Below are 24,740 nucleotides of genomic sequence, written 5' to 3'. Positions count from 1 at the left end.
TTTGAAAGAAAAAGATGAATCGTATACTGGCAATCCTGTTACTTGGAATTTTAGGAATCAACACATCAAAGGCACAAACCACTCCTTTTACCTTAGGCGAAACACACCAGCTGTCTTCCGCTGTATTGAATGAAACACGCACCCTGAATGTATATCTTCCCGATGGATATGCACAGGCCGTAAACGCCCGCTACCCGGTAGTGTACCTGTTGGATGGATCTGCCAACGAGGACTTTATCCATATCGCCGGCGTAATGCAGTTTCTGACCATGATCCAGCATATGCCGCCCACTATCCTGGTAGGCATCGCCAACAAAGACCGGAAGCACGACTTCACCTTCCCCACCACCGTGAAAAAAGATAAGGCCGATTATCCCACTACAGGCGGCTCGGAAAAGTTTATCCGCTTCCTGGATACAGAACTGAAGCCATACGTACAACAACACTTCCGCACCAACGATACCACCACCCTCGTCGGACAATCACTTGGCGGATTACTGGCTACCGAAATATTACTCAAACACCCGGCAATGTTTAATAACTATATCATTGTAAGCCCAAGCTTATGGTGGGACCAGGAGTCATTATTGAAACAAGCCGGGAAGCTACTGGCTACCACAGGCAGCGCACAGGCCAACGTTTTTCTTACCGTAGGTAAAGAAGGAAAAATGATGGAAGAACCTGCCCGTCAGCTGGGAGATGTACTGAAGGCTAATCCCGGGATACGTGTTCATTATGTACCACTGCCGGATGAAACACATCTTACTATTTTACACAATGGGGCGTACAAAGCGTTTCAGTTGCTGAACGGGGCAAAGTAATAATTGTCACACCCGCTCATGACATCTTGTTACAAATGCCTACTTTCGCAATACGTTAAACACCTGTTTTATGAATCTATACACGGCAGTAGCATTACCGTTATTCCTTTTGACCCTGCATCCACAGGATGTGCACAGCAAAGACAAAGCTGATACGGAATTTCCGGCTCCAAAACCCCAGTCAAGGATCTCTATCGGCAACGGTATCGATCTTATTGTAAAAGGACTCGGTCTGAACATCGACAATGTCCGTTTTATCAAAGCGCCCAAAGCCACCGATTATTTTAAAAAGGCCAACGATAAAGCATCGTACGCGCCTTCACTTATCATTGCGGCGGTTAACGGCGTGGAGTCGCTGCGCGATGTAAACCCGGAATCGCCGGCTACCCGCGAACAGTTTGCCCTGGCGCTGTACGACGCTATTCAGTCGACCGGCCAGTACCCCGTGAATATGATGTTTATTAACATCAAGGATGAAAAGTCTTTTGTAAGCGGCGGTATGAATGCCGTGCAAACATTGATCAAGTTTAATGTGGTGGCACTGGAAAATGGTAACTACCGTCCAAAGGCGTATATCACCAAAACAGAAGCGTCAAAAATGGTGAAGAAGGCAGCCGCCTTTATCCAGTCGCATAAAAGCGCTGCGGTAGAACACAGCGGAAAGGAAGCCGCCAGCTTTACTTCTACGCCGGTGAATGATAAAGTAAACAGTGTGGTGATCACCGCGGAAAACCAGCCTACATCCGGTTATTCCGTAAAAGTAACCAGTATTGTTTTTACAGAAGCAGGCGAAGCAGAGATCCATTATAAAATCATTGCACCGGCTTCCGGCAGTATGAACCTGCAGGTGATTACATCGCCAACAGCAGAAACATTTGTACCTGCTAACTATAAGGTGGTATTAAAACAAGACTGATAATCTATCACAATAAAAAGCGGGCATTTCATATGTGAAATGCCCGCTTTTTTATTTTTAGTTTTTTATTCAGATGGAATCCTTTCCTATCACGGTCCAGTCGTCGTTGCCGTGGCCCTTTTCAATCCACCGGTCCATTTCTGCGGCAATGGCCGGCAATACTGCCAGTTTTACATCGCTTTTATTTGCCGCGTCCATAAACAGCTGCGTATCCTTGCGTGCCATGCTCAGTTCCCAGGAAGGGCTGCTGTAGTTACCGGAAGTCATGCGTTGTAAACGTGCGGGCAATGCTCCTCCGGGGTTCCAGGAGTTAAAGAGGGTACTCACATCGCTCAGCGGAATTGCCAGCGCTTTGGCCAGCGACAGGGTATCTGCGAGTCCGGCGGTGAGCCCCACGAGGAAGCTGTTCCCGATGAGTTTCATGCCGGCGGCTTTACCGGTGGTATCCCCGAAATTGATCACCTTTCCGGTCATTTTGGAGAGCGCGGGCTCCCATGCACCAATCACCGCCTGATCGCCGGAAACCAGCATATAACCGGTACTATCCAGCGCATTTGCCGGACCCATAAATACCGGTGCATGCAGGTAGGTGAATCCACGTTCCTTCCATTCTTTTGTTCTGGCTACTGCGCCTTCGGCGGAAGTGGTAGTATGATCAATGATTACCGCGCCTGGTTGAAGCCCTTCGGCGGCGGCGGCCAATACTTCATTTACAGTATGATCATCTTTTAAGGTAAGATGAATGCGGTTTGCACCATGCACAGCAGCGGTTACATCAGGAAATGCTTTGGCGCCGTATGCATCCAGCGCTGTGGCTTTTGAAGCAGTGCGGTTCCACACCTGTACCTGTTCACCCTTGCCAATCAATGCCCTCACGAAATTTGACCCCAGGAGGCCCATGCCTAAGAATGCTATCATAACCTTTTTTTTCCGAAGGTAGGAAAAAGTTAATCCTCCTGCAGGATCGCTTCTTTCAATTCTTCTTCATGCTCATCTGCCCATTCTCCCAATGTTTTTATTACTGGAATGAGGGATGCACCCAGCGCTGTAAGACTATATTCCACCTTTGGCGGCGCCTGTGCAAATACTACTTTCGACACCAGCCCGTGCTTTTCCATTTCATTGAGCTGGATGTTCAATACCCGGCGCGTAGCATCCGGAATCTGCCGCTGTAGCTCACTCGGGCGCTTATGCCCTTCATGGATGAAATACAGCAGGCGCACTTTCCATTTACCGTAGAGCACTTCCCCTACGAGGTCGAGACCGCAATTCAGCGTAATGGGTAGTTTTTTTACATACATGATTCAAAAGTACTTTATTGTTCTTAAACAGGCTATAGGGATAAATTCCACTCTATGCGAATCGTTTTTCCGTTATTGTCAGGCAAGGTTGATTGACGGATTTTTGCTGAAAATAATAATAACAGATGGAACCAAGATTAAGTTTTGATAACGAGTTATCCGGTAAAACAGCCCTGGTAACAGGCGGTACAAAAGGAGCAGGAAAAGCCATAGCAACACGACTGGCCAATGCCGGCGCAAAAGTGATTATCACAGCCAGAACAAAGCCCGCAGATACTGACCCGGCGTTTCATTTTATAGGCGCCGATCTGAGCACCCCGGCGGGCACTACTACGGTGGCAAACGAAATAAAGGAAAACTATGGCGGGGTAGACATCCTCGTTAATAACATGGGTGGCTCCGAAACGCCCGGTGGCGGCTTTGAAGTACTAACAGATCATCACTGGGACGCCACCCTTCAAACCAACCTCCTGGCGCCGGTGCGGTTGGACAGAGCCCTGCTGCCGCACATGCTGGCAAAGGGCGCCGGCGTGATTATTCATATCGCTTCCATACAAGGCACTATGCCACTCTATGATTCCACACTGCCCTATGCCGCTGCAAAGGCCGCATTGATCAACTACAGCAAGGGGCTGTCAAACGAAGTGGCGCCAAAAGGAGTGAGGGTACTCACCGTATCTCCGGGCTTTATTCAAACCGCTGCCGCTGATAAAATGATCCAGGAAATGGCCACCCGCGCCGGCAGCAGCTTCAACGACGCCTTACAGCAACTCATGCAGTTCCTGGGTGGCATTCCTATGGGGCGTCCCGCCAAACCGGAGGAGGTAGCCGAATTTGTGGGCTTCCTCGTATCCCCGCGTGCGGCGTATTTAAGCGGCACGGAATACATCATTGATGGCGGTACTATTCCCACTATTTAACCTAAAAAAAGATTGGGAAGATGAAAATGCTGTTGTCATTTTCATCTTCCCAATCTTTTGCTGTATTTATATTTTCTTCCCGCGGAAACTATAAATTTACAGCATGAGTCATCACCCGCGTTTTACTGAAATGGCCTCTGCAGCCATCCATGCAGCCCAATCCAATATGGCCGAACACGCCCACCTGGTGCCGGTTTTCGCCACTGCTACCTTTACATTCGACGATGCACAACAGGGCATGGACCGTTTTAAAGGAACCGCCCCCGGCTATATTTATTCCCGCTTTGGCAATCCCACTGTAACAGTGGCCGAAGAGCTGATCGCCGCCCTGGAAGCTTTTGGCATTACCGCCGCAGATGGAGAGCCCCTGCAGTTGAAAGCCCTGCTGCACGCCAGCGGACAATCGGCGATGGCCAGCATGTTCCTCTCAAATGTAGTAGCCGGAGATACCATACTAACGCATTACTCCCTCTATGGCGGCACGCATGAATTCCTGTTCGATTTCCTGCCGCAATTCGGCGTAAAGGCACTGATTGCGGACCTGCATGATACTGTTGCCGTAGCTACCTTGCTGAAACAGGATCCCTCTATTAAAATGATTCATATCGAATCGCCCGCCAATCCATCTATGCGCTGTGTGGATATTGCGGACATCTGTAAAATAGCCGCTGCACACGGTGTAAAAGTAAGTGTGGATAATACCTTTGCTACACCCTATCTTCAGCAACCGTTCCGCTATGGAGCCGATTTCGTTTTTCATTCCACTACCAAATTCCTGAACGGTCATGGTACCGCTATTGGCGGTGTGCTCATCGGAAAAGATATTCCCCTGATGCAAACGAAAGTCAATAAAACAGCGAAGCTACTCGGTGGCTGCGCCAATCCGTTCGATACCTTTTTACTGATCCAGGGCATCAAAACACTGGAACTGCGCATGAAGCAACATTGCAGCAATGCACAAACAGTAGCGGAATTCCTGCATGCGCATCCCGCCGTAGCGCAGGTAAATTATAACGGCCTCCCTTCCCATCCGGATTATGCACTATCGGCCAAACAAATGCGCCATCCCGGTGCAGTGATGAGCTTTGAACTGAAAGATGGGTTTGATGCCGCCGTACGTTTTATTGACCGGTTGCAGATGTGCTTACGTGCTGTATCACTGGGCGCCGTGGATACATTGGTGTCCCACCCGGCTTCTATGACGCATTCCGGGATGAAGAAAGAAGACAGGGAGAAAGCAGGGATTTCTGATGGATTGATACGGATTAGTGTGGGGCTGGAAAGTGTTGGGGATATTGTGGCGGATTTGAAGCAGGCATTGGAAGGGGAAGGGTAGTTTTATGAAAACGGTTATAAGAAGAGAAGACAAAGGTTAAAGCCTTTTTCGTAAATTTGTGGATGCCCCGACAATCAAAATATCACATAGGGATCGAAGTAGACAAACTGACCAACAGTATCTTAAATACTATTTCCGGAGACAGTTTTGAGACTGTTGTTAATCCGCTTGCAAAGGAGGATTTAAAAGGACTATCATTGAAGAATGGATGGAAATTTGATTGGAAAAAGGAGTTTAAAATGACGGATAGAGAAGTTTATAAACTTACTATCGAAGGAAATAGTCACATATTACAAGGGTTAGCAAGTTTGAGCGACTATGGCGATCATTTTTATCTCCATCTCATTGAAAGCGCGCCTTTTAATTTAGGAAGTACGAAGTTGTATGAAGGGGTTCCTGGTAATCTATTTGCTTTTGCCTGTCAATTATCTATAGACCGTGGCTATGAAGGGTTTATATCTTTTACATCCAAGACTAAACTCATTTCGCATTACGAAAAAACACTGGGTGCAGTGCATATTGGTAACCATAAAATGATTATCTTTCCAGACGCAGCTTTAAAGCTGGTTATTAAATACTTTAACAATAAATAACATGGGATATATTAAAGAACCTAAGGGGGTAAATTTTGTCGTGGATCCTAAGCCTGTTACAGAAAATGATAAGAAATTGATCAGTGAAGTAATTGCTCATTATAAGGCAACAGGAAAGAAGAAACGGGTAGTAATAAGTAAAACTGCAAATAAGCCAAAGGATAGTAAAAAGTCATCCCGTTAAGGGCTTTTTTGTTTACTGCACCGCCAGCACCAGCGACAATAAATACACCAACCCCACTGACACAAGCCCCATTACCACAGTCCCCGTACTATACACCCGCAGCATATCTTTTATTTCCAGCCCGGAGAATTTAGAGATCACCCAGAAGTAAGCGTCATTGGTGTGTGAAATCATCATAGACCCTGCGCCCATCGCCAGCACACAAAGGATACGGCCATTGGCGGAATCCAGGCCCATTACGGGCAGCAGCGGTTGTACAATGGCGGCCGCGGCAATCACTGCTACAGTAGAAGATCCCTGTGCTGTTTTCAGCAGCGCGGTGATAAGGAAAGGAAGAAATAATCCCAGCGTTGCGATAGACTGGTTCTGCGCAATATGGCTACCGATATCCGCTTTTGCGAGAATAGCCCCAAAGGCGCCGCCACCGCCAATAATCACCAGTATGCCTGCTGCTTTTTCAGCCCCTTCCTGCAGGATGGCGCCCATATTATTTTTCAGTTGGGATAGCGCCAGCAGGATACCCACGCTGATAGCTACTTCGGGGATGCCTAATATAGAAATCACCTGCAGTGCAGGAGACGGATGTGTTAATTCCAGTCCGCTCAGGGAACGGATGGCAATGAGTAGTACAGGAACAGCAATAGGAAGTACCGACATCAGCACAGAAGGACCGCGGCGTGCCTCTTCCGCAACGTCTGCTGCGTCACTAACGTCAACGGCTATGCGTCGCCCGGCGAATATGGACCACAGGTAGCCTGCTGCCGATGCCGGGATGGCAATGAGCAATCCATACAGCATTACCCTGCCTGTTTCTGCATGTATAGTACCGGTGGCGGCAGTAATGCCGGGGTGCGGCGGCATCAGGCAATGAACGGCATACAGGCCGGTGGCCAGTGAAGACGCCATTACAATCATGGAGATACCGGAACGTTTGGCCAGCGCTTTATTTAGTCCGCTTAATACAATGAAACCGGAGTCGCAGAAAATGGGCATGCCTACCAGGTAGCCGATGATATTCATAGCCAGGGCAGAGCGGCCGGTACCGGTACGGCGCAGTACGTAGTTGGCCAGCACAGTAGTGCTGCCGGTATGTTCCAGGATGAGCCCCAGCGTAGTGCCGAGTATGATGAGCAATCCTAATGAGCCTACAATATTCCCCATACCGCTTTTAATACTGCCGAGGATTTCCGTTACGGGCAACTGTAAAATGATACCGGTGAGCACACTGGCCAGCAGCAAGGCAAAGAAAGCATGCACCCGGAAGCGCGCAGTGAGCAATACAATGAGCGCAATGCCCGCCAGCAATCCCAGCATGCTTTGTATCAAAGGAATGGTATTCATATCTCTCCAAGATAAAAAGAATTACGCAATACCCCGTATAGGTGTTACCGTAACAGTGTTATAACATTAACGCATATATGTTTTTGTAAATATTAGAGATTATTTATGCAACAGCTTGATAATGGCTATTTTACATACCTTTGCACCTTAATACAGCGGATATGAAAAGAATGTTATTGACCTCACGTTATTGCCTGATGGCAATAGTGTCCATTGTTGTAATGGCTTCCTGCGCGTCTTCCCGGAAAAGCAGCAGCCAGCATGCTTATATGAACAAGCAGTATGAAGAGCTGAAAAATACGTTGAATGATGCGGAAGTAAGTATCATCAAAGACAGCCTGAAAGTGATCTTCCCCAACAACGTACTGTTTTCATCGTCTTCCGACCAGGTGAACGAAAGCGTAAAGCCCACCTTCAAACATTTTGCAGATGTGCTCAACAAATACAATAAAACAAAGATCCTGATCACCGGGCATACGGATAACACCGGCACGGCAGAATACAACCGTGAGCTATCTGAACGCCGCGCAACAGGCGCTAAGCAACTGCTCAACAGCTTTGAAGTGAACAACGACCGTATGTTTACCTGGGGACTGTCGGACCGTGATCCTATAGCCACCAACAATACAGAGGCAGGAAAGGCAAAGAACAGGAGAGTGGAGTTTGTAATTTTGTATGATGTAAAGAACTGATTTTTTTATAAAGATAGCAGCCGCTCCGTAAACCCGGAGCGGCTTTTTTTATTGATATAATTTCCTGGATAAATTTTGTATTATTAAGGAATCAATGAAACCCAAATCTCCCGTCATGAATACTCGTCGTGATTTTTTACAGAAAATTGCTGCCTCCGCTATGGTACTGCCCCTGATGCCGCTCGCCGGCTGGGCAAAAGACCTCCAACACTACGATGGCCCGGTATTACGTGTAGCCATTATGGGATTAGGCAGCTATGGCAGCCGCGTGGCAGACGCCATGCAGGCCTGCGTAAAAGCAAAATTGGTAGGTGTGATCAGTGGTACTCCGTCTAAAATAAAAGACTGGCAGAGCCGGTTCTCTATCCCCGACAAAAACTGCTATAACTACGAAAACTTTGATCGCATAAAAGACAACAAAGACATTGATGCGGTATACATTACCACGCCCAATGCCCTGCACCACGACGAGGCGATCCGCATCGCTGCGGCGGGTAAACACGTGATCTGCGAAAAGCCAATGGCACTGAATGCCAAACAGGGCCAGGAAATGATTGCCGCCTGTAAAAAAGCAAACGTAAAATTACTGGTCGGATACCGTATGCATTTTGAAGCCAAAACACTGGAAGTTATCCGCATGCGCAAAAACGGCGACTTTGGAAAAATCATGTTCTTCCAGGGACTATGTGGTTTCCGCATTGGCGACCCCACACAGTGGCGCCTCAATAAAGAACTGGCCGGCGGCGGTTCCTTAATGGATATTGGAATCTATGCGATTAACGGCTCCCGGTATATGACAGGCGAAGACCCCATCTGGGTAACCGCCCAGGAAACCAAAACAGACCCGGTGAAATTCAAGGAAGGCGTGGATGAAACCATCCAGTTCCAGCTGGGCTTCCCCAGCGGCGCCGTGGCCTCCTGTCTCTCTACTTACAACATGAACTACCTCGACCGCTTTTATCTCAACGGTGAAAAAGGATTTGCAGAGATGCAACCCTCCACAGGCTACGGTCCCATCCGCGGACGCACCCATAAAGGAGAACTCACCCAGCCACATGTTACCCATCAAACCGTGCAAATGGAAGAAATGGCCGGAATCATCCTGGAAGGGAAACAACCGGTGGTTGCTGTGGACGGAGAAGAAGCGCTGAAAGACCTGAAAATTATTGATGCCATTTACCACGCCGTTAAAACAGGACAGAAAGTAGACCTTAAACTGTCATGATCCTGAACGATCTGCCGAGGAAATATCCCGCGTGATAGTGAAAAACAGCAGGATCATCTATTAGTGGCCCGGACGCAGCAATTCGCATCTGATCAATTCGTTTCTTTATGGTTAAAATCATCAGCTATGAAAAAACGATCACTGTCAGTATTGTTGCTGGTTTGCCTTGCTGCCGCGGCCAGCGCGCAGGGACTGCATTACGGCATCAAGGCAGACCTGAACATGTTTAAACTGGACGGGGCAGGCATTAAATCAAATTACACATTAGGCGGAAGATTAGGCGTGTACGCCGAATATGATTTTTCAAAAAGATGGGGGCTGCAACCCGAACTCCTCTTCTCACAGGTGGCCCCCAAACGTGGCGATGATTTCGGTGCAAAATATATCTCTACCGGTAACGACAACGCCAATAAAAGCATTAAACTCAGCTATATTACCCTGCCGTTGTTATTGCGTTACAATGTGAATAAGTTAATTACTATCAATGCAGGACCGCAATACAGTTACCTGCTTTATGCCAACGAAAACCTCCTGACCTACAACCGTAACGCTTTTAAACGCAGCGACGTGGGAGTGGCCGCCGGCGCTACACTGAACTTCGATATACTGCACGTATATGCACGCTATGTGCTTGGACTTACCAATGTAAATGACATCGATGACCGGTACCAGTGGAAAACACGCCAGGTACAGATCGGCCTCGGCGTGAATATTAAGTAAGCGCTTTATGCCTTTACTACGGTATCGTATATACGTTGTAATTGCTGTATATGTCTTTGCGTGTGAATGTTGATAAACTGTATCCATTCCAATCGTGTAAAAGGCCCGAAGCCCGGCACTTCAAAGCTGGTACATTCTTCGGTAAGGTTCACCGTATTGGCGGCAGTTGTTAATTTCTGCCAGGTAGCAGCGGCATCCTGTAATACAGCGTCTTTGGGCAGATACCCTTCTTCCGGCAGAATCATTTCCGGGGCCTTCATTTTAATATCGAAGTTCAGGAACAGGGATTTTACGGCAGGCACTTTTTTATCCGGTTGCCGGTCGGTAGGCACAGCCCCGCCATACAACACGCCGCAGTCGCCGGCTTTGCAGATATGCGATGCCACCTGTGCGGCCGTCCAGCTGCCTTCGAAAGGTACCTTGTTCAATTGTTCTTCATCAAAGGAGGTTAGCAATTGTTGCAGGGTATCACCGGTGGTGGTTATTTCCAGAAGCAGTTCTTGTCTCATGATTTTCTTTTCCACAAACTTAACCGGATATATCGATAAGGAAAGGGGGAGAATACGACAATCAGGCGGGCGAAAAAGGACAATAACAGCTGCGGGTATGTAGTTACCTGCAGCTGTTCCTTATTTTTTAAGATATTATTTCCTGGAAGATCCCAGTTTCCTTTCAGCAGATTCCACTGTTTGTGCAATCAGCTTTGCGATGGTCATAGGGCCAACGCCACCCGGTACTGGTGTGTAGGCGGCTACACGGTCTGCCAGCGGCCCCAGTTCTATATCGCCGATGCCGCCTTTATGATAACCGGCATCTATTACAATGGCATCGTCTTTTATCCACTCGGCTTTTATAAATTCAGGCTTGCCCACGGCGCCTACTATGATATCTGCCTGTTTGATAAGCTCTGGTAAATTATTGGTCCGCGAATGACAAATAGTAACCGTGGCATTTTCATTCAGCAGCATCATGGCTACCGGTTTACCCAGGATAGGACTCCGGCCTACTACTACCGCATGTTTGCCCGCAATGGGTATCTGGTAATGCTTCAGCAGCTCCATAATTCCGGCAGGGGTGGCACTGCCATAAGCGGGTTCATTCATCGACATCCGGCCAAAACCCAGGCAGGTAACCCCATCTACATCTTTATCAATATGTATTTTATCAAAACACGCCCTTTCATCGATCTGGTGCGGAACCGGGTGTTGCAACAGGATGCCGCAGATCTGGTCGTCGTTATTCAGCTTTTTGATGGTATCCAGCAACTCTTTGGTAGTGGTTTCCTTTGGCAGGTGTACTTTTACGGAGGTCATACCCACCCGCTCACACGCATTACCTTTCATTTTCACATATACTTCCGAGGAAGGATCATCGCCCACCAGGATGGTAGCCAGTACAGGCACCACACCCGTTTTTTCAATGATGCGCTGCACCCTGATCTTTAATTCCGCTTCCATTCGTTTGGATAAGGCTTTTCCGTCGAGCAGTACTGTTGTTGTTGTCATATTCAGATGTTTATTTCCGTGTGTTGAGGTAGTTGTACCGTGGAAGGGCACAAAGATACTAACCCCCTTTGATATATTTTTTTTTAGACAGACACATTCCTGTTACCTTTTTTTTCGTCTTTATAAACATAACGGTCTTCTTAAAGGGCGGTTATTGTTTCACGTATGAAAATCAAACTCTTTTCTATCCTTCTTGTATGTACAGGATATCTCCTTCCGCTTAGCAGTTACGGGTTTACGGCTCCCCCCAGGGAGGTGGACATTTGCGTGTACGGCGGCACCTCCGCAGGGGTAATTGCCGCCTATACCGCAAAGCAGTTGCACAAAACAGTGCTGCTGGTATCACCGGAAAAACACCTGGGCGGCCTTACCTCTGGCGGTTTGGGATATACCGACATCGGTAATAAGTACGCTATCACCGGGTTGTCGCGTAACTTCTACCGCCGGATCGGCAACCATTACGGAAAACTGGAACAATGGATCTTTGAACCCCATGTGGCAGAAGCTACTTTCCACCAGTATATCGATGCCGCCAAAGTGGAAGTGCTGTACGGATACACCATCACTAACGCTGTAAAGCAAAACGGGTATGTTACGGAAATAACCGTGAACGGTCCCGCTGCGCAGGTGGTAAAAGCCAAAATGTTCATCGATTGCTCCTACGAAGGCGACCTGATGGCCCAAGCAGGCATTTCCTACACCGTTGGCCGGGAACCCAACGCACAATACAACGAAACCTATAACGGTGTGCAACTGCTCGATAAGCACCAGTTCCCCGATGGCATTGATCCGTACAAAATACCCGGCAAACCCGAAAGTGGCCTGCTGTGGGGCATCAGTACCGATTCCCTGGCGGCGCACGGGACGGGAGATAAAAAGGTACAGGCGTATAATTTCAGGATCTGCCTGAGCAACCGCCCGGAAAACAGTATTCCTATTACAAAGCCGGACGATTATGATCCGTCGCGTTATGAACTGCTGCTACGCGTGCTGGACGCTACCCAGCCTAAGATCCTGAAGCCCAATCTCAAGATAGACCTCATGCCCAACGGGAAAACGGATATCAATAACTACGGCGCTTTTTCCACGGATATGATTGGTATGAACTACAACTATCCGGAGGCCGATCCCGCTACCCGGAAAAAGATCATCCACGATCATGAGCTGTATACCAAAGGGCTGCTCTATTTTATAGGACACGACGAACGGGTGCCCGCCCATCTCCGGGAACAAATGTTACAATGGGGATACCCGAAAGATGAATACACCGATAACGGGAACTGGTCAACCCAGTTGTATATACGTGAGGCAAGACGCATGATCGGCGGATATGTGATGACACAGGCCAATTGCGAAGGCCGCGAGAAAGTAACGGACCCTATTGGTATGGCCGCCTATAATATGGATTCCCATAACTGCCAGCGTATTGTAGTAAATGGGATGGTAAAAAATGAGGGAGATGTGCAGATTGGTGGTCTTGGCCCTTACCCGGTTTCTTACAGGTCCATTACACCTAAACCGGAGGATGCGAAAAATGTATTGGTGCCGGTTTGTTTATCGGCGTCGCACATTGCCTATGGCTCTATCCGTATGGAACCGGTGTTTATGGTACTGGGGCAATCCGCTGCCACGGCGGCTGCTGTAGCCATCGATCAGCGCAGTTCCATCCAGGAGGCTGATGTACAGAAAATACAAACCATGCTGCGTACCAATCCGCTGGTGGATAACAGTCCCGCTGAAATACTGGTGGATGACAACGACGAGCAACACGTAACCATCACCGGCGAATGGAAAAAGCTGATTCATGGGGGCTATGGTCCATCCCTGCTTACAGACGACAGCAAGGGAGCCGTGCATAAATCAATACGTTTTTCACCTGCTATCCAGAAAGCCGGTAAATATGAGGTATTTACCTACGTACCACGCCTCCCCGGTTTGGATGGGAATGCACACGTAAAAGTATTCGATGGCCGCACCGTGAAGGAAGTGGAAGTTGCGGCAGCAAGTATAAAGGTAGAGGGACAAACCAGCGGCGAATGGGTGAGCCTGGGCACCTACCAGCTGAAAGCCGGAAACGGCGCCTACGTGGAAATAGACAATCACAAAACGGACGGCATAATAGCCGCAGATGCGGTGTTATTTGTTCCGAGATAATTATTTTGGAAAAAAAAGAAAAGGAAGGATTCGGTTTACAATTTTTATCGTCTTTATAAGTACAGGTAGTTCCGCGAAATGATTATTTTGTAATAAATTCCATGACCTTCCTTGCCGATAGATAGTCCACATAATGAAAAAGAGCTGTTGCTGCGTGTGGCAGCGGGGGATCAGCCCGCCTTCCAGCGGTTGTTTAACCGTTACTGGGGGAAGATGTATGCCAACACCCTGCAATTTGTTAAGTCGCCTGCCCTGGCAGAAGACCTGACACAGGAAATTTTTATAAAGATCTGGATGAACCGGGAACGCCTGCTGGCGGTAAACCGTTTCGACGCCTTCCTGTATACTACGGCGAAAAACCTGATCCTGGATGAATTCCGGAAAAGGGTATTGCCTACGGTGCAGGAAGAAGGACACCACGTGTACATGGCATCAGACCTTCCCTCTGCACAGGACAAACTGGAACTAAAGGATTTCGAAGGCCAGTTGCATGCAGCCATCAATCAGCTGCCCGCACAAATGCAACTGGCTTTCCGGCTGAGCCGCTTCCAGGGAATGTCGCACGATGAAATAGCCCGGCAGATGAATATTTCCAGGGTCACCTCCAAAAATTATATCGCACGGTCCATTGCCGCCATCCGGAAGTATATGGGTGGGAGAGCAGAGCATGTTACATAAGTATGGAAACAGGTGATAACGTTGCCGGTTAAACGAAGAATAATATTTTCCGGCGACAGAAGGATTCCCGCCCGTTCTTTTTTCGTCTTTATTATACAACCCTTCATGAGAGTGTTGTGCTTGCATCCGGTTTTATGTTACACGATGAGTTAAAAGATTTATTGGAGAAATACCTGGACAACCGGATTACACCGGAAGAAACCAGGCGCCTGCAGGCATTGATGCAGACGGATCGTAACGGGCCGGCACTGGAAGAAATGATTGCAGCCATACTGGCGGAAGACAGGTATACTGATGCCGCTCACCCAGATCTGCAACAGGCTTTTAATAAAGTGATGGAAACCGCAGCACTGCGGCAGGCGCTCACCCGGAAAGATCATGATGAGGATACAAACGACTCCGCGCAACAACCTGTCCAGGAGGCAGATAACCGTTATCATATCTCCCGGAAAAAAATCCGCACCTTTTATAAAACAATGGCCGCGGCAGCAGCAGTAGCATTTATACTGGCAGCGGGTTACACCTGGCGCTATTATTACGTAGGCCCGGCGCCGTTAGTATCCAAAAAAACAGTATCACCCATATCCACAGGTAATAAAGCAGAGCTGATCCTGGCAGATGGCAGCACTATTGTGCTGGACAATGCAGGAACAGGCACCGTAGGCAAACAGGGGAATACCCGTATCATTAAACTGGACAGCGGCCGGCTCGCGTATCACGCCGCAGGCAGTAACAGCGCTGCTCCCGAGTACAATACCATCCGTACGCCCAAAGGCGGACAGTACCAGGTAGTATTGCCCGACGGCAGCCAGGTATGGCTGAACGCCGCTTCCTCGCTGACATTCCCCGTGGCGTTTGCGGGCAGTAACAGAACAGTACGCCTCACCGGGGAAGCTTATTTTGAAATTGCTCAGCAAGCCGCGAAACCTTTTATCGTGCAAACATCCGGTGTACAGGTGAAAGTACTGGGCACGCACTTTAACGTAATGGCTTACACCGATGAAGCCCGCGTAAAAACAACCCTGCTGGAAGGCGCTGTGAGCGTTACACAGGGGGCCGCTACTACCATGATGAAGCCCGGTCAGCAGGCAAGCATCGCTGAAAAGGAAGACCATTTTTTAATTACACGTCCGGATATGGAAGAAGTAATGGCCTGGAAAGAAGGACAGTTCAGGTTCCGCAAAACAGATATCACCGTTATCATGCGGCAGATAGCCCGGTGGTATGATGTGGACATCGAATACGAAGGCGATCTTTCCGGTATTCAGCTGTTTGGCAGTATGACCCGCAAGGAAAATGTAACACAGCTGCTGGAACTGCTGGAGCAAACCGGAAGGGTGCATTTTATCGTCAAAGGAAACCGTATCACCGTAATGCCCGCCACTATGAAATAAACCAGGAGTACTACTCCACGTATGAATTATTTAAACTCAACCAAAAGATAGTATGGAACTGTTTACTATTGCGCACTCCCACGGGAGCAGGAGCCGTATGCCGGCTAAACAACGAACATGGCTGGTGATCAAACTGACCACCTGGCTGCTGCTGGCAGCATCACTAACCGCCGGCGCTCAAACCGTAAAACTTTCCGTCAGTAAAATGCCGCTGGATAAAGTATTTGATCTTATCAGCAAGCAAACCGGTTACCAGTTTATCTGCGATGAAAAATTACTGGAAGATGCGCCGCCGCTCAGTGTGAATATCGCCAACAAATCACTGGAAGAAGCCCTGAAGATCTGCCTGAAAGATCTTCCGCTTACTTACACGATTAAATATGGCACCGTCGTCATCAAAAAAAATACCACGTCCGGCGGAAAGCTTTCACCACAGGAAGGCAGCTCACCGGGGAAAACCATTACGGGCATCGTTACAGATAGCACCGGCGCAGGTTTGCCCGGCGTAACGGTAGGCATCAAAGGCACTACAAAAGGCGTACTTACAGATGGAAACGGAAAGTTTTCATTGCCCAATGTAACAGACCAGGATGTGCTCACTATTTCCAGTATCGGGTATCTCACAAAACAACAACCTGTGAAAGGTGAAAATTTTTTTCGTATACCTTTGTCCGTTACCCCCAAATCATTGGTGGAAGTGGTGGTAGTAGGATATAGTACCCAGAAAAAAGTAAACCTCACCGGCGCCGTAGCCACCGTATCCGGCGAAGTGCTGGCAGCGCGGCCGGTAGGGCAAACCACGGCAGGCTTACAGGGTACCATGCCCGGTGTTACCATCACACAGGGCAACGGCAAGCCCGGCGGCGATGGTGGTACGGTACGTGTCCGCGGATGGGGTACCCTGAAGAACCCCGATCCGCTGGTACTGATCGATGGTGTGGAAGGTTCCATCAACAACATCGATCCTAATGTGATCGCTTCCGTTAGCGTGTTGAAAGATGCGGCATCAGCAGCTATTTATGGTTCGCGTGCAGCCAATGGCGTAATACTGGTAACTACCAAAAGAGGTAAAAGCAATAAGCTGTCTGTTAACTACAACAACTATGTAGGCTGGCAGAAACCCACCAATCTTCCTGCCCTCACCAACGCGCTGGATTATATGCTGCTCGCCAACGAAGCTTATAAAAATTCCGGCCGTACCCCGTTATACTCCGATGCATTGCTGGAAAAATACCGGCAGCAGGGAAACGGCAACTCTGATTCATTACCGAACACCGATTGGCAGAAGGCTGTGTTAACAGGCTCCGGTTTTCAGCAGAGCCATTTTTTAACGGTGAACGGCGGTACGGATAAAGTAAAAATGCTGGTATCACTGGGGTATTTTGATCAGAAAGGACTGATGGATAACAGCGAATTTAAACGCCTTACCATCCGCAGTAATACCGATATTATTTTTTCGAAGCAATTAAACATGCAGTTTGACCTGCAGTATATCAGCCCGGTAACCACCGAACCGTCAGCAGGCGCTGATGCGATCTTTGCTTACATGAATAATATTTCCCCCAACCAGCTGGCCGTAAATGCCAATGGTACCCGCGGGGAAGGATGGGTGGGCCTCAACCCCGCTGCTGCCGCCAGCGATGGTGGCCTGAACCGCGTAAGCGCCCCCTGGGGAAGTATTAACACCACCCTGAATTACCAGCCGGTAGAATGGCTTACCGCCTCCATTAACATTGCACCCAAATACGTGCAAACCTATACGAACAAATTTAGTAAGGTGCTGCAAACCTATCATCCTGATGGCACGCCCAGTTATAAGTGGCCACAGGTAAGCACACTGGACGTTTCCAGTCAGCGGCAGTTTTACAATAACATGCGCGGTACCCTTACCTTCCAGAAAAAATACGGTGCACACGACCTGAAAATATTGGCCGGTGCAGAACAGAACAGCTACCGCCAGGATAGATTTACAGCCTACCGCGACAACTACATTTTACCCGACTATCCTATACTGGATGCCGGAGCGGCTACCAATATGAATAACGGCGGCGCCGGCGAAGAATGGTCGCTGCGCTCTTTTTTCGGCAGGATCAACTATAACTACAAAGAAAGATACCTGCTCGAAATCAATACCCGTTACGACGGATCTTCCCGTTTCGCAGAAGGCCGCAAGTGGGGCGTATTCCCCTCTGCATCTGCCGGATGGCGTATTTCAGAGGAACCATTTATGGCGCCCCTGAAACCGCTGGTGAATGAATTAAAGCTCCGCGCATCATGGGGCCGGCTGGGTAACCAGAACATAGGAACTTATCCCTCTGCCACGGTGGTGAATTTAAGCTCTTATTCGCTCGGCGGACAAATAGTTGGCGCCGCCACGCTGGACGCCCTGGCGAACAGGAATATCACCTGGGAAAGTACCGAGATGAGTGATGTAGGATTTGATGTGACCCTGTTTTCCCATCTCTCGGTAACAGGAGATTATTATATCAGCAAAACAAAAGATATCCTGCTGTTGCTGAACATCCCGCTGATCACGGGTTTGAAAGCGCCTTACCAGAACGCGGGAAAAGTAAGTAACAAAGGATGGGAACTTGGCATTAACTACGATGGTAAAATCCGCGACTTTAAATATAACATCGGCGTTAACGTATCTGATGTGAAAAATAAAGTAGTGGATATGCATGGTATTAATCAATCGGCTGTAACCGTGAGCAGGGAAGGATATCCCGTGAACTCCATTTTTGGATTACAGGCAGAAGGATTTTTCCAGGATGCAGATGAAGTGGCAAAACATGCCACACAATTTGGTACCATTGCCCCCGGCGATATTAAATACAAAGATCAGAACGGCGATGGCATCATCAATGAAAGTGATAAAGTAATTCTTGGCAACACCATTCCCCGCTATACTTACGGCGTTAGCTTAAACGCATCGTGGAGAGGCTTCGACCTGGGCGCTTTTCTGCAGGGCGTAGGTAAAGTAGACGGCCTGATTTACGGCGCCGGCATCATGCCTTTTTATGTAAGTTCTGTAGGTGGTACAGCGCAGGAACGCTTCAAAGACTACTGGACACCGGAACATAAAAATGCTGCATTTCCACGGCTGGTGTTTGGCGGTACCAACAACCAGCAGATCTCCAGTTTCTGGATGAAGAGCGCTGCCTATCTGCGTTTGAAGAACCTGCAAATAGGATATACCCTGCCGGCCAACCTGGTGAAAACCATGCGGCTCAACAGCCTGCGGGTATTTGTAAATGGTTCCAACCTGTTTACGTCCAGTAAATTCTGGCCGGGCTATGATGTGGAAACCGCCGTGGGCGTGGCCGATAACTATGCCATTGTAAAGGTTTACAGTTTTGGTGTTAATGTAAATTTCTAAAAAACAGCAATCATGAGAAAGCGTTTTACCTGTTGGATGATAGCGGCTGTTACCCTGTTAGGGATACAGGCATGTAATAAAGACTACCTTGATAAAGATCCTTTAACCGGCCCTTCCGACGCCGATTATTTCAAGAACCAGGATGAACTGCTCCTGGCGGTGAACGGGCTGTATAAAGGGCTGAATAAGCCAATGGACAAGGAAAATGACCCTGGTCAGCTGGATGGACTGCCCCTGGTTTTACTGCTGGATGCCACCAGCGATATTGGCTACGAAAGGAATAACAGCGATTTGCAAAAAATAGGCACCGGTAATCATGACGCCAATAACACGGTTACACAAGGCGTATGGAGCAACTATTATAAGGTGATTGGCCGCTGTAATTATATCCTGGACAATGCGGAAAAAGTAAGAGCGGTAACGAATCCGGCGTTGTATCAGCGCAGCATGGGCGAAACACGTTTCGTACGTGCGTATATGTATCAGCAGCTGTTGTCCATGTTTGGCGGTGTGCCGTTGGTAACGCACGTGCTTACACTGGAAAATGCACAGGTGCCGCGGAGCGACAAAGCAACCATCCTTAAATTTGTGCTGGAAGAACTGGACAGCGCCGCTGCCTGGCTGCCTGCCACTTACCCGGCTACAGATTTTGGTCGTGCTACCAAAGGCGCTGCACTAACAGTTAAAGCCAGGGCTGCACTGTATAACGAACAGTGGAAAACTGCTGCAGATGCCGCCAAAGCCGTGATGGACCTCGGCGTGTATAAGCTGGACGACAGCTATCCCAGGCTGTTTTCCTATGAGGGAAGAAATTCGCCTGAAGTGATATTAAGCCTGCAATACCAGTTGCCGGTGGTAACCTGGGTAGGTCCGTATCCGTTTTTATGCAGGAATGCCGGCGGCGCTTCCAATAAAATTCCTTCACAGTCGCTGGTCGACAGCTACGAATGTACCGACGGCTTAACCATTGATCAGTCGCCGTTATTCAACCCGCAAAAACCTTTTGAAAACCGTGATCCGCGGCTGGGTTATACCGTTGCGCTTCCGGGATCTATATTTTTTAACTACCAGTTTGAAACGCATAAGGACAGTCTCAAGTGCTGGAACTACAACACCAATCCGGCTACCCGGATTGTGAACCAGGACGCCGTTAACGCTTATGCATCTTTCAGCGGCTACTGCTGGCGCAAGTATGTGGATATGAAAGATAAAGACAACATACGCCAGTCCACCATGAACGTGACCCTGGCGCGGTATGCGGAAGTACTGCTTATTTACGCAGAGGCAAAAACAGAAGCCAACGAGCTGGATGCCACCTTATACCAGGCCATTAATGCAGTAAGGAAGCGGCCGGGTGTAAATATGCCCGACATTCCTGCCGGCAGCACGCAGGAAGCGCTGCGTTCCGCTGTAAGGAAAGAGCGGCTGTATGAATTGTCGATGGAAGGATTCCGTTTGTTTGATATCCGCCGCTGGAAGATTGCCGATAAAGTGATGAAGGGACCATTTTATGGCCGCGTGCCGAGAGGCTGGCTTGCTGCAGCCCCGAAGATAGATGCCAACGGGATTGCCGATTACAGCGCGGTGCCCAACAAAGGAGAGATGCGGGTGGTGGAAGTGCGTACGTTTAATGCTGCGCGGGATTACCTGTGGCCGATTCCTTATATAGAAACACAAACAGATCCGTTGATAGTACAAAATCCCGGGTATTAATTTCCGGAGATAAATACCTGGTCATCCTGTCTGCTGCCCGTTGTGTTTACAGCGGGCAGCTTAGTTTTTGAGATCTTTCGGAAGCAGGCCGAATTTTTTCCGGAAGGCAGCCGTGAAGTGCTGCGGGTATTTATAGCCCATCCGGTCGGCCACTTCGTTTACATACATTTTTTCCTCCAGCAACAATCTTTTTGCTTCCTGCATTCTCAATCCTGAGATGTAGCCAAACACCGTGGTATTAAACAGGGCTTTAAAGCCGTTTTTAAGCTTCATCTGGTTGATGCCGGCAGTACGGGCCAGCGCCATTATAGAAAGCGGTTTTTCGTAGTGCAGATCGATGTAGTGCTTAATGCTGTGAAGCCGTTCTGTATCGCCGGGTGTTAACCGCGCAGGAACCGGCGATGGCTGATCCAGTTGCAGTACCTGCATCAGGAACAGCTCCGTGGCTTTTGTTTCCAGGTAGGTGGCCCTTAATGCGCCGCTGTAAGGAGCATGCTGCATATCATGGATGATGCTGTGCATAGCCGGTAGCATTTGCGCAGTAAATTCCGGTGCAGGCCTATTAAAGGTTTGGTACCCACGGAACCGTTCCATAAAGCGGCTTTCTTCCGTGAAGATGTGATCAAAGAAATCGTCCGTAACAATCAGTTCAAAGAAGGAGCGTGTTTTATTATTGGTGGGAGGAATGAAAAGGTCGTACGACTCCGGCGTTTCGCGGTATACCACAAACTGTTTTTCGCGGATGGCGTGTGTGTTGGCAGCGCTGGCATCCTGGATCCTGAAGTGTGATACGATGGCTTGCTTATCCGGACGAAAGGACAGCACCCTTGCATCGTGGTTAATGTAACTTCCCCAGCGGAGATCCACGCCGTTAAAAGTGATCTCTTCCAGTTGAATGCGGAACCCGGAAGGGTCCTGTATACTCAGTTGCTTTTCCTGCACGGGCGGCTTGTGGGCGTTATGGGTTACCTGGCATCTGCGGATCATAATACTTCTTTTTGCGTTGGTGAGTGTTCCTTATGCGTTATCAGCCGGGATGTACGGGTGGTAACTTTGGATCTAAATTAAATCATAAAAATGGAAAACACACCGTACCGCACCGTGTTTGGTGCAACAGGAAAAATAGGCAGGGCGTTGCTCGGTTTTTTATCGCAGGCGCAGATGCCTACCATTGCAGTAACCCGCGACCTGGGCAAAGCGGAACCCCTGCCTTTTGTAGAATGGGTAGCCGCGGATATGAGCCGGCCGGAAACGTTGCCTGCCGCCCTGAAGAATAGCGCAGCTATTTTCCTGGTATCCGGTATGGGTACCAGCTTTGTAGAGGAGCAGCACAATGTAATTACCGCCGCCAAAGCCGCAGGGGTGAAAAACTTCGTGAAACTATCCTCTGCGGCGGCCGGGAAAAGCTCGCCCGCGCACATTGTACAATCGGCTATCGGGCGGTCGCATAAGGAAGTGGAAGAATTGCTGAAAGCTTCCGGCCTGAACTGGACCATCCTGCAGCCGACCGGCTTTATGCAGAATTGGCTGGGGGAGTTTTCAAAACGGGTAAAAGAAGAGCGTGGTATTTACGAGGCCACCGGCGATGGCAGGCGGGCGTACATCGATCTCCGGGATATTGCGGAAGTGGCATTTACCGTGCTGAAAGAGCCGGCAAAGCATGCGGGGCAAACGTATATCCTTACCGGCGATGAAGCGCTCAACTACTGGCAGCTGGCTGATATCATAGGAGAAGTGATTCATCACAAGGTGACCTATGTACCGCTTACCCTGGAGGAAGCCCGGGAACGGATGGAAATGAAGGGGATGCCGCAGTGGGCCATTCAAACCTTTATGGCCTATACGGAAGTGCAGCGGAATGGCGACGCCGCTTATGTAAGCAGCGATGTGCAGCAGGTGTTGGGTAAGCCGGCGCGTACTACCGCCGCTTTTTTTGCAGATTATGCGGAATGGTTTAAATAATAAGACCAGATGTTTGCTATTATATTACCCCGTACCCGGAAGATATTCTTCCGGGTAATGTATTTAGTGTAAAAACGACAATTAATATAAAATATCAATTAACCATTGATTTGTTCCCCGAAAGCCCCTATCCATCATATCTCCCGTAATAATTTTAAAAAACCTGGAAAAAAATAACTGGTCAATTACTATTAATTGTATATTAGACAATTAATAATTCTCACGTTCCGGGAAGGAACAGAATGCCGTAGGTAAAGACAGGTTTCACGTTTATGTTAATTTTCCACTTATGAATGGTGTGCATCTTCAACAATATGCAGACGATATTCTTTTAAATTTGCTGAAAGAGGATAGCAAGGAAGCCTTTGACGTGATCTATATGCGTTACTGGGAGCAGCTGTATTGCTACCTGGTAAAGGCAATTAAGGATACCACAGAAGCGGAGGATATCCTGCAGGAGATATTTGTGTCCCTGTGGAAACGCCGCAGCAACCTGCACAACGTAGATTCCCTGTATACCTATCTTTACTCCTGCGTACGGTATGGCGGCTTCCGGTACATCCGCCAGGAAATCAAAAGAAATCATTTCCGCAAATCCTGGAGCATCCTCTTCACGGAGGCAGACGATCTCTTTGAACGGCAACTGGCCGCCAATGAGCTTTCCCTGCTGGTAAACCGTGAAATAGATAAGCTGCCGCTGAAAATGCGGGAGGTATTTCTCCTTAGCAGAACAGAAGAACTTTCTCATAAAGAAATTGCGCATAAACTGAATATCTCTGATAAAACAGTGAAGAAGCAGATCAGCAACGCATTGAAATACCTGCATCTGAAACTGAATGTATAATTTCTCAAAAAAATATTCAGGTTATCTACTACCATCCCTTCTTTTTATACACTTCTATATTAACCACGTGTTCCTATACAAAGAAAAACAGCCGTTATGAATGAAACAGACTTTAACACGCTGCTGGAACTTTACCTGGAAGGGAAATGTACGCCGGAACAAAAAGAGTGGATGGAGCAGTGGTTCGACCGCCTTTCAGAAGAAGGAAGCGGGGAGGAGTTGCCGGCAGACAGGGAACTGGTGATGCAGCGGTTGAAAAACCGCATCGATGGACAAATCAAAAGACAAAATTTTTTTAATCTTCCGGTGCTATTACGTGTAGCCGCCTCCGTTATTGTTATTTTATCATTGGGTACATGGGCATATCTGCGTTATCAAAGCACCGCTACTGTTGCCTTGCAGTATGTTACCAGGTCGGCCGCCAGGGGGCAGCAATTGAAAGTAACGCTCCCGGATGGATCAATGGTAATGCTGAATGCAGGTTCAGGTATCCGGTACCCGGAAAATTTTAAGGAGAACAGAACCGTAACATTGCTGGAAGGTGAAGCCTGTTTTGACGTAACCACCGATCAGGCGCATCCCTTTACAGTAACAAGCAATGGTATACAAACAGCAGTACTGGGTACCGTATTCAATGTACAGGCATACAAAGCACTGGACGAAATAACTGTAACGGTTATACGTGGAAAGGTGGCGGTGGAAACATCTTCACAACAAAAACCACTGCTGGTGCTACCGGACGAACAGGCGGTAATCCGCGCCGCTACCGGATCGCAGCAGAAGAGAAAAGTGAACGCCGCAGCGGTAACCGGCTGGGTAACAGGAAAGTTAGCCTTCAGAAATGAAACACTGCAGCACGTGGCCGTTCTGCTGGAGAATATTTATGATGTTAAAATAGTTTTTAAAGATGAAGCTACGAAGGGAATACGTTTTACAGCAAATTTCAGCTCCACCGATTCATTGGAGAAAATTCTTTTCGCCATCGCTAAAGCCAACAAACTTAACTGGTCTATCAGGAACAAGGTAGTACAATTCTAATCGCATTTTACTTTAACCAAAACT

The 24,740-nt window shown here is 48.4% G+C and carries 23 protein-coding genes; 17 read left to right on the top strand and 6 right to left on the bottom strand.

All coding sequences use genetic code 11. The features are described 5' to 3' along the window. Window positions 1-14: 14 nt before the first annotated feature. Window positions 15-821 carry an alpha/beta hydrolase gene (locus tag B5Z18_RS05990; RefSeq protein ID WP_079468470.1) on the top strand — a complete coding sequence of 269 codons (807 nt, stop codon included), beginning with the start codon at window positions 15-17 and terminating at the stop codon, window positions 819-821. A 70-nt stretch (window positions 822-891) separates the two neighbouring features. Continuing rightward, window positions 892-1,737: a protease complex subunit PrcB family protein gene (locus B5Z18_RS05985; RefSeq protein ID WP_079468469.1), complete on the top strand. Its 846-nt coding sequence runs from the start codon at window positions 892-894 to the stop codon at window positions 1,735-1,737. 69 nt (window positions 1,738-1,806) lie between these two features. On the opposite strand, the gene B5Z18_RS05980 is transcribed toward B5Z18_RS05985, so the two are convergent. Both B5Z18_RS05980 and B5Z18_RS05975 read right to left on the bottom strand, forming a co-directional pair. Next, window positions 1,807-2,655 (bottom strand): NAD(P)-dependent oxidoreductase, encoded by an 849-nt coding sequence (locus B5Z18_RS05980; RefSeq protein ID WP_079468468.1) that lies wholly within the window; start codon window positions 2,653-2,655, stop codon window positions 1,807-1,809. Between the two features lie 29 nt (window positions 2,656-2,684). Continuing rightward, window positions 2,685-3,038: a winged helix-turn-helix transcriptional regulator gene (locus tag B5Z18_RS05975; RefSeq protein ID WP_079468467.1), complete on the bottom strand. Its 354-nt coding sequence runs from the start codon at window positions 3,036-3,038 to the stop codon at window positions 2,685-2,687. A 125-nt stretch (window positions 3,039-3,163) separates the two neighbouring features. Here B5Z18_RS05975 and B5Z18_RS05970 point away from each other — a divergent pair, with 125 nt between their 5' ends. The 4 genes from B5Z18_RS05970 (at window position 3,164) to B5Z18_RS05955 (ending at window position 6,071) form a co-directional block, all read left to right on the top strand. After that, a complete protein-coding gene (locus B5Z18_RS05970) occupies window positions 3,164-3,958 on the top strand; it encodes an SDR family oxidoreductase (protein ID WP_079468466.1) in 795 nt (264 codons plus the stop codon). A gap of 103 nt (window positions 3,959-4,061) precedes the next feature. Further along, window positions 4,062-5,294, top strand: a complete 1,233-nt coding sequence (locus B5Z18_RS05965; RefSeq protein WP_079468465.1) for a trans-sulfuration enzyme family protein — start codon at window positions 4,062-4,064, stop codon at window positions 5,292-5,294. 62 nt (window positions 5,295-5,356) lie between these two features. After that, window positions 5,357-5,887, top strand: coding sequence for a hypothetical protein (locus B5Z18_RS05960; protein ID WP_079468464.1), 531 nt, complete (start codon window positions 5,357-5,359; stop codon window positions 5,885-5,887). Window position 5,888: 1 nt separating this feature from the next. Further along, the gene (locus B5Z18_RS05955) at window positions 5,889-6,071 is read left to right on the top strand and encodes a hypothetical protein (protein ID WP_079468463.1); all 183 of its coding nucleotides are present in this window, start codon (window positions 5,889-5,891) and stop codon (window positions 6,069-6,071) included. Between the two features lie 12 nt (window positions 6,072-6,083). Here the strand turns inward: B5Z18_RS05955 and B5Z18_RS05950 are convergent, their stop codons facing one another. Then, a complete protein-coding gene (locus B5Z18_RS05950; protein WP_079468462.1) occupies window positions 6,084-7,412 on the bottom strand; it encodes a GntP family permease in 1,329 nt (442 codons plus the stop codon). A 161-nt stretch (window positions 7,413-7,573) separates the two neighbouring features. Here B5Z18_RS05950 and B5Z18_RS05945 point away from each other — a divergent pair, with 161 nt between their 5' ends. The 3 genes from B5Z18_RS05945 (at window position 7,574) to B5Z18_RS05935 (ending at window position 10,049) form a co-directional block, all read left to right on the top strand. Next, window positions 7,574-8,104 (top strand): OmpA family protein, encoded by a 531-nt coding sequence (locus B5Z18_RS05945; protein ID WP_079468461.1) that lies wholly within the window; start codon window positions 7,574-7,576, stop codon window positions 8,102-8,104. 115 nt (window positions 8,105-8,219) lie between these two features. Beyond that, complete coding sequence (locus B5Z18_RS05940; RefSeq protein WP_079468460.1) at window positions 8,220-9,329, top strand: Gfo/Idh/MocA family protein; 1,110 nt, start codon at window positions 8,220-8,222, stop codon at window positions 9,327-9,329. Window positions 9,330-9,455: 126 nt separating this feature from the next. Then, on the top strand, window positions 9,456-10,049 hold the full coding sequence (locus tag B5Z18_RS05935; protein ID WP_079468459.1) for a porin family protein: 594 nt from the start codon (window positions 9,456-9,458) through the stop codon (window positions 10,047-10,049). 5 nt (window positions 10,050-10,054) lie between these two features. Here B5Z18_RS05935 and B5Z18_RS05930 read toward each other — a convergent pair whose 3' ends face one another. Then, window positions 10,055-10,558 carry a DinB family protein gene (locus B5Z18_RS05930; protein ID WP_079468458.1) on the bottom strand — a complete coding sequence of 168 codons (504 nt, stop codon included), beginning with the start codon at window positions 10,556-10,558 and terminating at the stop codon, window positions 10,055-10,057. A gap of 135 nt (window positions 10,559-10,693) precedes the next feature. Further along, complete coding sequence (gene folD, locus B5Z18_RS05925) at window positions 10,694-11,554, bottom strand: bifunctional methylenetetrahydrofolate dehydrogenase/methenyltetrahydrofolate cyclohydrolase FolD (protein ID WP_079468457.1); 861 nt, start codon at window positions 11,552-11,554, stop codon at window positions 10,694-10,696. Between the two features lie 165 nt (window positions 11,555-11,719). Here folD and B5Z18_RS05920 point away from each other — a divergent pair, with 165 nt between their 5' ends. The 5 genes from B5Z18_RS05920 (at window position 11,720) to B5Z18_RS05900 (ending at window position 20,872) form a co-directional block, all read left to right on the top strand. Beyond that, complete coding sequence (locus tag B5Z18_RS05920; RefSeq protein WP_079468456.1) at window positions 11,720-13,708, top strand: FAD-dependent oxidoreductase; 1,989 nt, start codon at window positions 11,720-11,722, stop codon at window positions 13,706-13,708. A gap of 111 nt (window positions 13,709-13,819) precedes the next feature. Beyond that, window positions 13,820-14,386, top strand: a complete 567-nt coding sequence (locus B5Z18_RS05915; RefSeq protein WP_133256276.1) for an RNA polymerase sigma factor — start codon at window positions 13,820-13,822, stop codon at window positions 14,384-14,386. Between the two features lie 134 nt (window positions 14,387-14,520). Further along, on the top strand, window positions 14,521-15,780 hold the full coding sequence (locus B5Z18_RS05910) for a FecR family protein (protein WP_079468454.1): 1,260 nt from the start codon (window positions 14,521-14,523) through the stop codon (window positions 15,778-15,780). Window positions 15,781-15,832: 52 nt separating this feature from the next. Next, window positions 15,833-19,159 carry a TonB-dependent receptor gene (locus B5Z18_RS05905; protein WP_079468453.1) on the top strand — a complete coding sequence of 1,109 codons (3,327 nt, stop codon included), beginning with the start codon at window positions 15,833-15,835 and terminating at the stop codon, window positions 19,157-19,159. A gap of 12 nt (window positions 19,160-19,171) precedes the next feature. Beyond that, window positions 19,172-20,872: a RagB/SusD family nutrient uptake outer membrane protein gene (locus B5Z18_RS05900; protein ID WP_079468452.1), complete on the top strand. Its 1,701-nt coding sequence runs from the start codon at window positions 19,172-19,174 to the stop codon at window positions 20,870-20,872. A gap of 60 nt (window positions 20,873-20,932) precedes the next feature. Here B5Z18_RS05900 and B5Z18_RS05895 read toward each other — a convergent pair whose 3' ends face one another. Then, window positions 20,933-21,859 carry a helix-turn-helix transcriptional regulator gene (locus B5Z18_RS05895; RefSeq protein ID WP_079468451.1) on the bottom strand — a complete coding sequence of 309 codons (927 nt, stop codon included), beginning with the start codon at window positions 21,857-21,859 and terminating at the stop codon, window positions 20,933-20,935. Window positions 21,860-21,949: 90 nt separating this feature from the next. On the opposite strand from B5Z18_RS05895, the gene B5Z18_RS05890 reads away from it, so the two are divergent. The 3 genes from B5Z18_RS05890 (at window position 21,950) to B5Z18_RS05880 (ending at window position 24,716) form a co-directional block, all read left to right on the top strand. After that, on the top strand, window positions 21,950-22,834 hold the full coding sequence (locus B5Z18_RS05890) for an SDR family oxidoreductase (protein WP_079468450.1): 885 nt from the start codon (window positions 21,950-21,952) through the stop codon (window positions 22,832-22,834). A 289-nt stretch (window positions 22,835-23,123) separates the two neighbouring features. Further along, complete coding sequence (locus B5Z18_RS05885; RefSeq protein ID WP_079468449.1) at window positions 23,124-23,678, top strand: RNA polymerase sigma-70 factor; 555 nt, start codon at window positions 23,124-23,126, stop codon at window positions 23,676-23,678. A gap of 96 nt (window positions 23,679-23,774) precedes the next feature. Continuing rightward, window positions 23,775-24,716 carry a FecR family protein gene (locus tag B5Z18_RS05880; protein WP_079468448.1) on the top strand — a complete coding sequence of 314 codons (942 nt, stop codon included), beginning with the start codon at window positions 23,775-23,777 and terminating at the stop codon, window positions 24,714-24,716. Window positions 24,717-24,740 lie beyond the last annotated feature (24 nt).

The sequence above is a fragment of the Chitinophaga ginsengisegetis genome, assembly GCF_900168065.1.
GTDB lineage: Bacteria > Bacteroidota > Bacteroidia > Chitinophagales > Chitinophagaceae > Chitinophaga > Chitinophaga ginsengisegetis.
This window is presented reverse-complemented; position numbering and strand designations above follow the sequence as displayed.

Bases quoted from the DNA above. Each gene is read 5' to 3' on its own strand.
- B5Z18_RS05990 (WP_079468470.1), top strand. From the start codon at position 15: ATGAATCGTATACTGGCAATCCTGTTACTTGGAATTTTAGGAATCAAC.
- B5Z18_RS05985 (WP_079468469.1), top strand. From the start codon at position 892: ATGAATCTATACACGGCAGTAGCATTACCGTTATTCCTTTTGACCCTG.
- B5Z18_RS05980 (WP_079468468.1), bottom strand. From the start codon at position 2,655: ATGATAGCATTCTTAGGCATGGGCCTCCTGGGGTCAAATTTCGTGAGG.
- B5Z18_RS05975 (WP_079468467.1), bottom strand. From the start codon at position 3,038: ATGTATGTAAAAAAACTACCCATTACGCTGAATTGCGGTCTCGACCTC.
- B5Z18_RS05970 (WP_079468466.1), top strand. From the start codon at position 3,164: ATGGAACCAAGATTAAGTTTTGATAACGAGTTATCCGGTAAAACAGCC.
- B5Z18_RS05965 (WP_079468465.1), top strand. From the start codon at position 4,062: ATGAGTCATCACCCGCGTTTTACTGAAATGGCCTCTGCAGCCATCCAT.
- B5Z18_RS05960 (WP_079468464.1), top strand. From the start codon at position 5,357: ATGCCCCGACAATCAAAATATCACATAGGGATCGAAGTAGACAAACTG.
- B5Z18_RS05955 (WP_079468463.1), top strand. From the start codon at position 5,889: ATGGGATATATTAAAGAACCTAAGGGGGTAAATTTTGTCGTGGATCCT.
- B5Z18_RS05950 (WP_079468462.1), bottom strand. From the start codon at position 7,412: ATGAATACCATTCCTTTGATACAAAGCATGCTGGGATTGCTGGCGGGC.
- B5Z18_RS05945 (WP_079468461.1), top strand. From the start codon at position 7,574: ATGAAAAGAATGTTATTGACCTCACGTTATTGCCTGATGGCAATAGTG.
- B5Z18_RS05940 (WP_079468460.1), top strand. From the start codon at position 8,220: ATGAATACTCGTCGTGATTTTTTACAGAAAATTGCTGCCTCCGCTATG.
- B5Z18_RS05935 (WP_079468459.1), top strand. From the start codon at position 9,456: ATGAAAAAACGATCACTGTCAGTATTGTTGCTGGTTTGCCTTGCTGCC.
- B5Z18_RS05930 (WP_079468458.1), bottom strand. From the start codon at position 10,558: ATGAGACAAGAACTGCTTCTGGAAATAACCACCACCGGTGATACCCTG.
- folD (WP_079468457.1), bottom strand. From the start codon at position 11,554: ATGACAACAACAACAGTACTGCTCGACGGAAAAGCCTTATCCAAACGA.
- B5Z18_RS05920 (WP_079468456.1), top strand. From the start codon at position 11,720: ATGAAAATCAAACTCTTTTCTATCCTTCTTGTATGTACAGGATATCTC.
- B5Z18_RS05910 (WP_079468454.1), top strand. From the start codon at position 14,521: ATGTTACACGATGAGTTAAAAGATTTATTGGAGAAATACCTGGACAAC.
- B5Z18_RS05905 (WP_079468453.1), top strand. From the start codon at position 15,833: ATGGAACTGTTTACTATTGCGCACTCCCACGGGAGCAGGAGCCGTATG.
- B5Z18_RS05900 (WP_079468452.1), top strand. From the start codon at position 19,172: ATGAGAAAGCGTTTTACCTGTTGGATGATAGCGGCTGTTACCCTGTTA.
- B5Z18_RS05895 (WP_079468451.1), bottom strand. From the start codon at position 21,859: ATGATCCGCAGATGCCAGGTAACCCATAACGCCCACAAGCCGCCCGTG.
- B5Z18_RS05890 (WP_079468450.1), top strand. From the start codon at position 21,950: ATGGAAAACACACCGTACCGCACCGTGTTTGGTGCAACAGGAAAAATA.
- B5Z18_RS05885 (WP_079468449.1), top strand. From the start codon at position 23,124: ATGAATGGTGTGCATCTTCAACAATATGCAGACGATATTCTTTTAAAT.
- B5Z18_RS05880 (WP_079468448.1), top strand. From the start codon at position 23,775: ATGAATGAAACAGACTTTAACACGCTGCTGGAACTTTACCTGGAAGGG.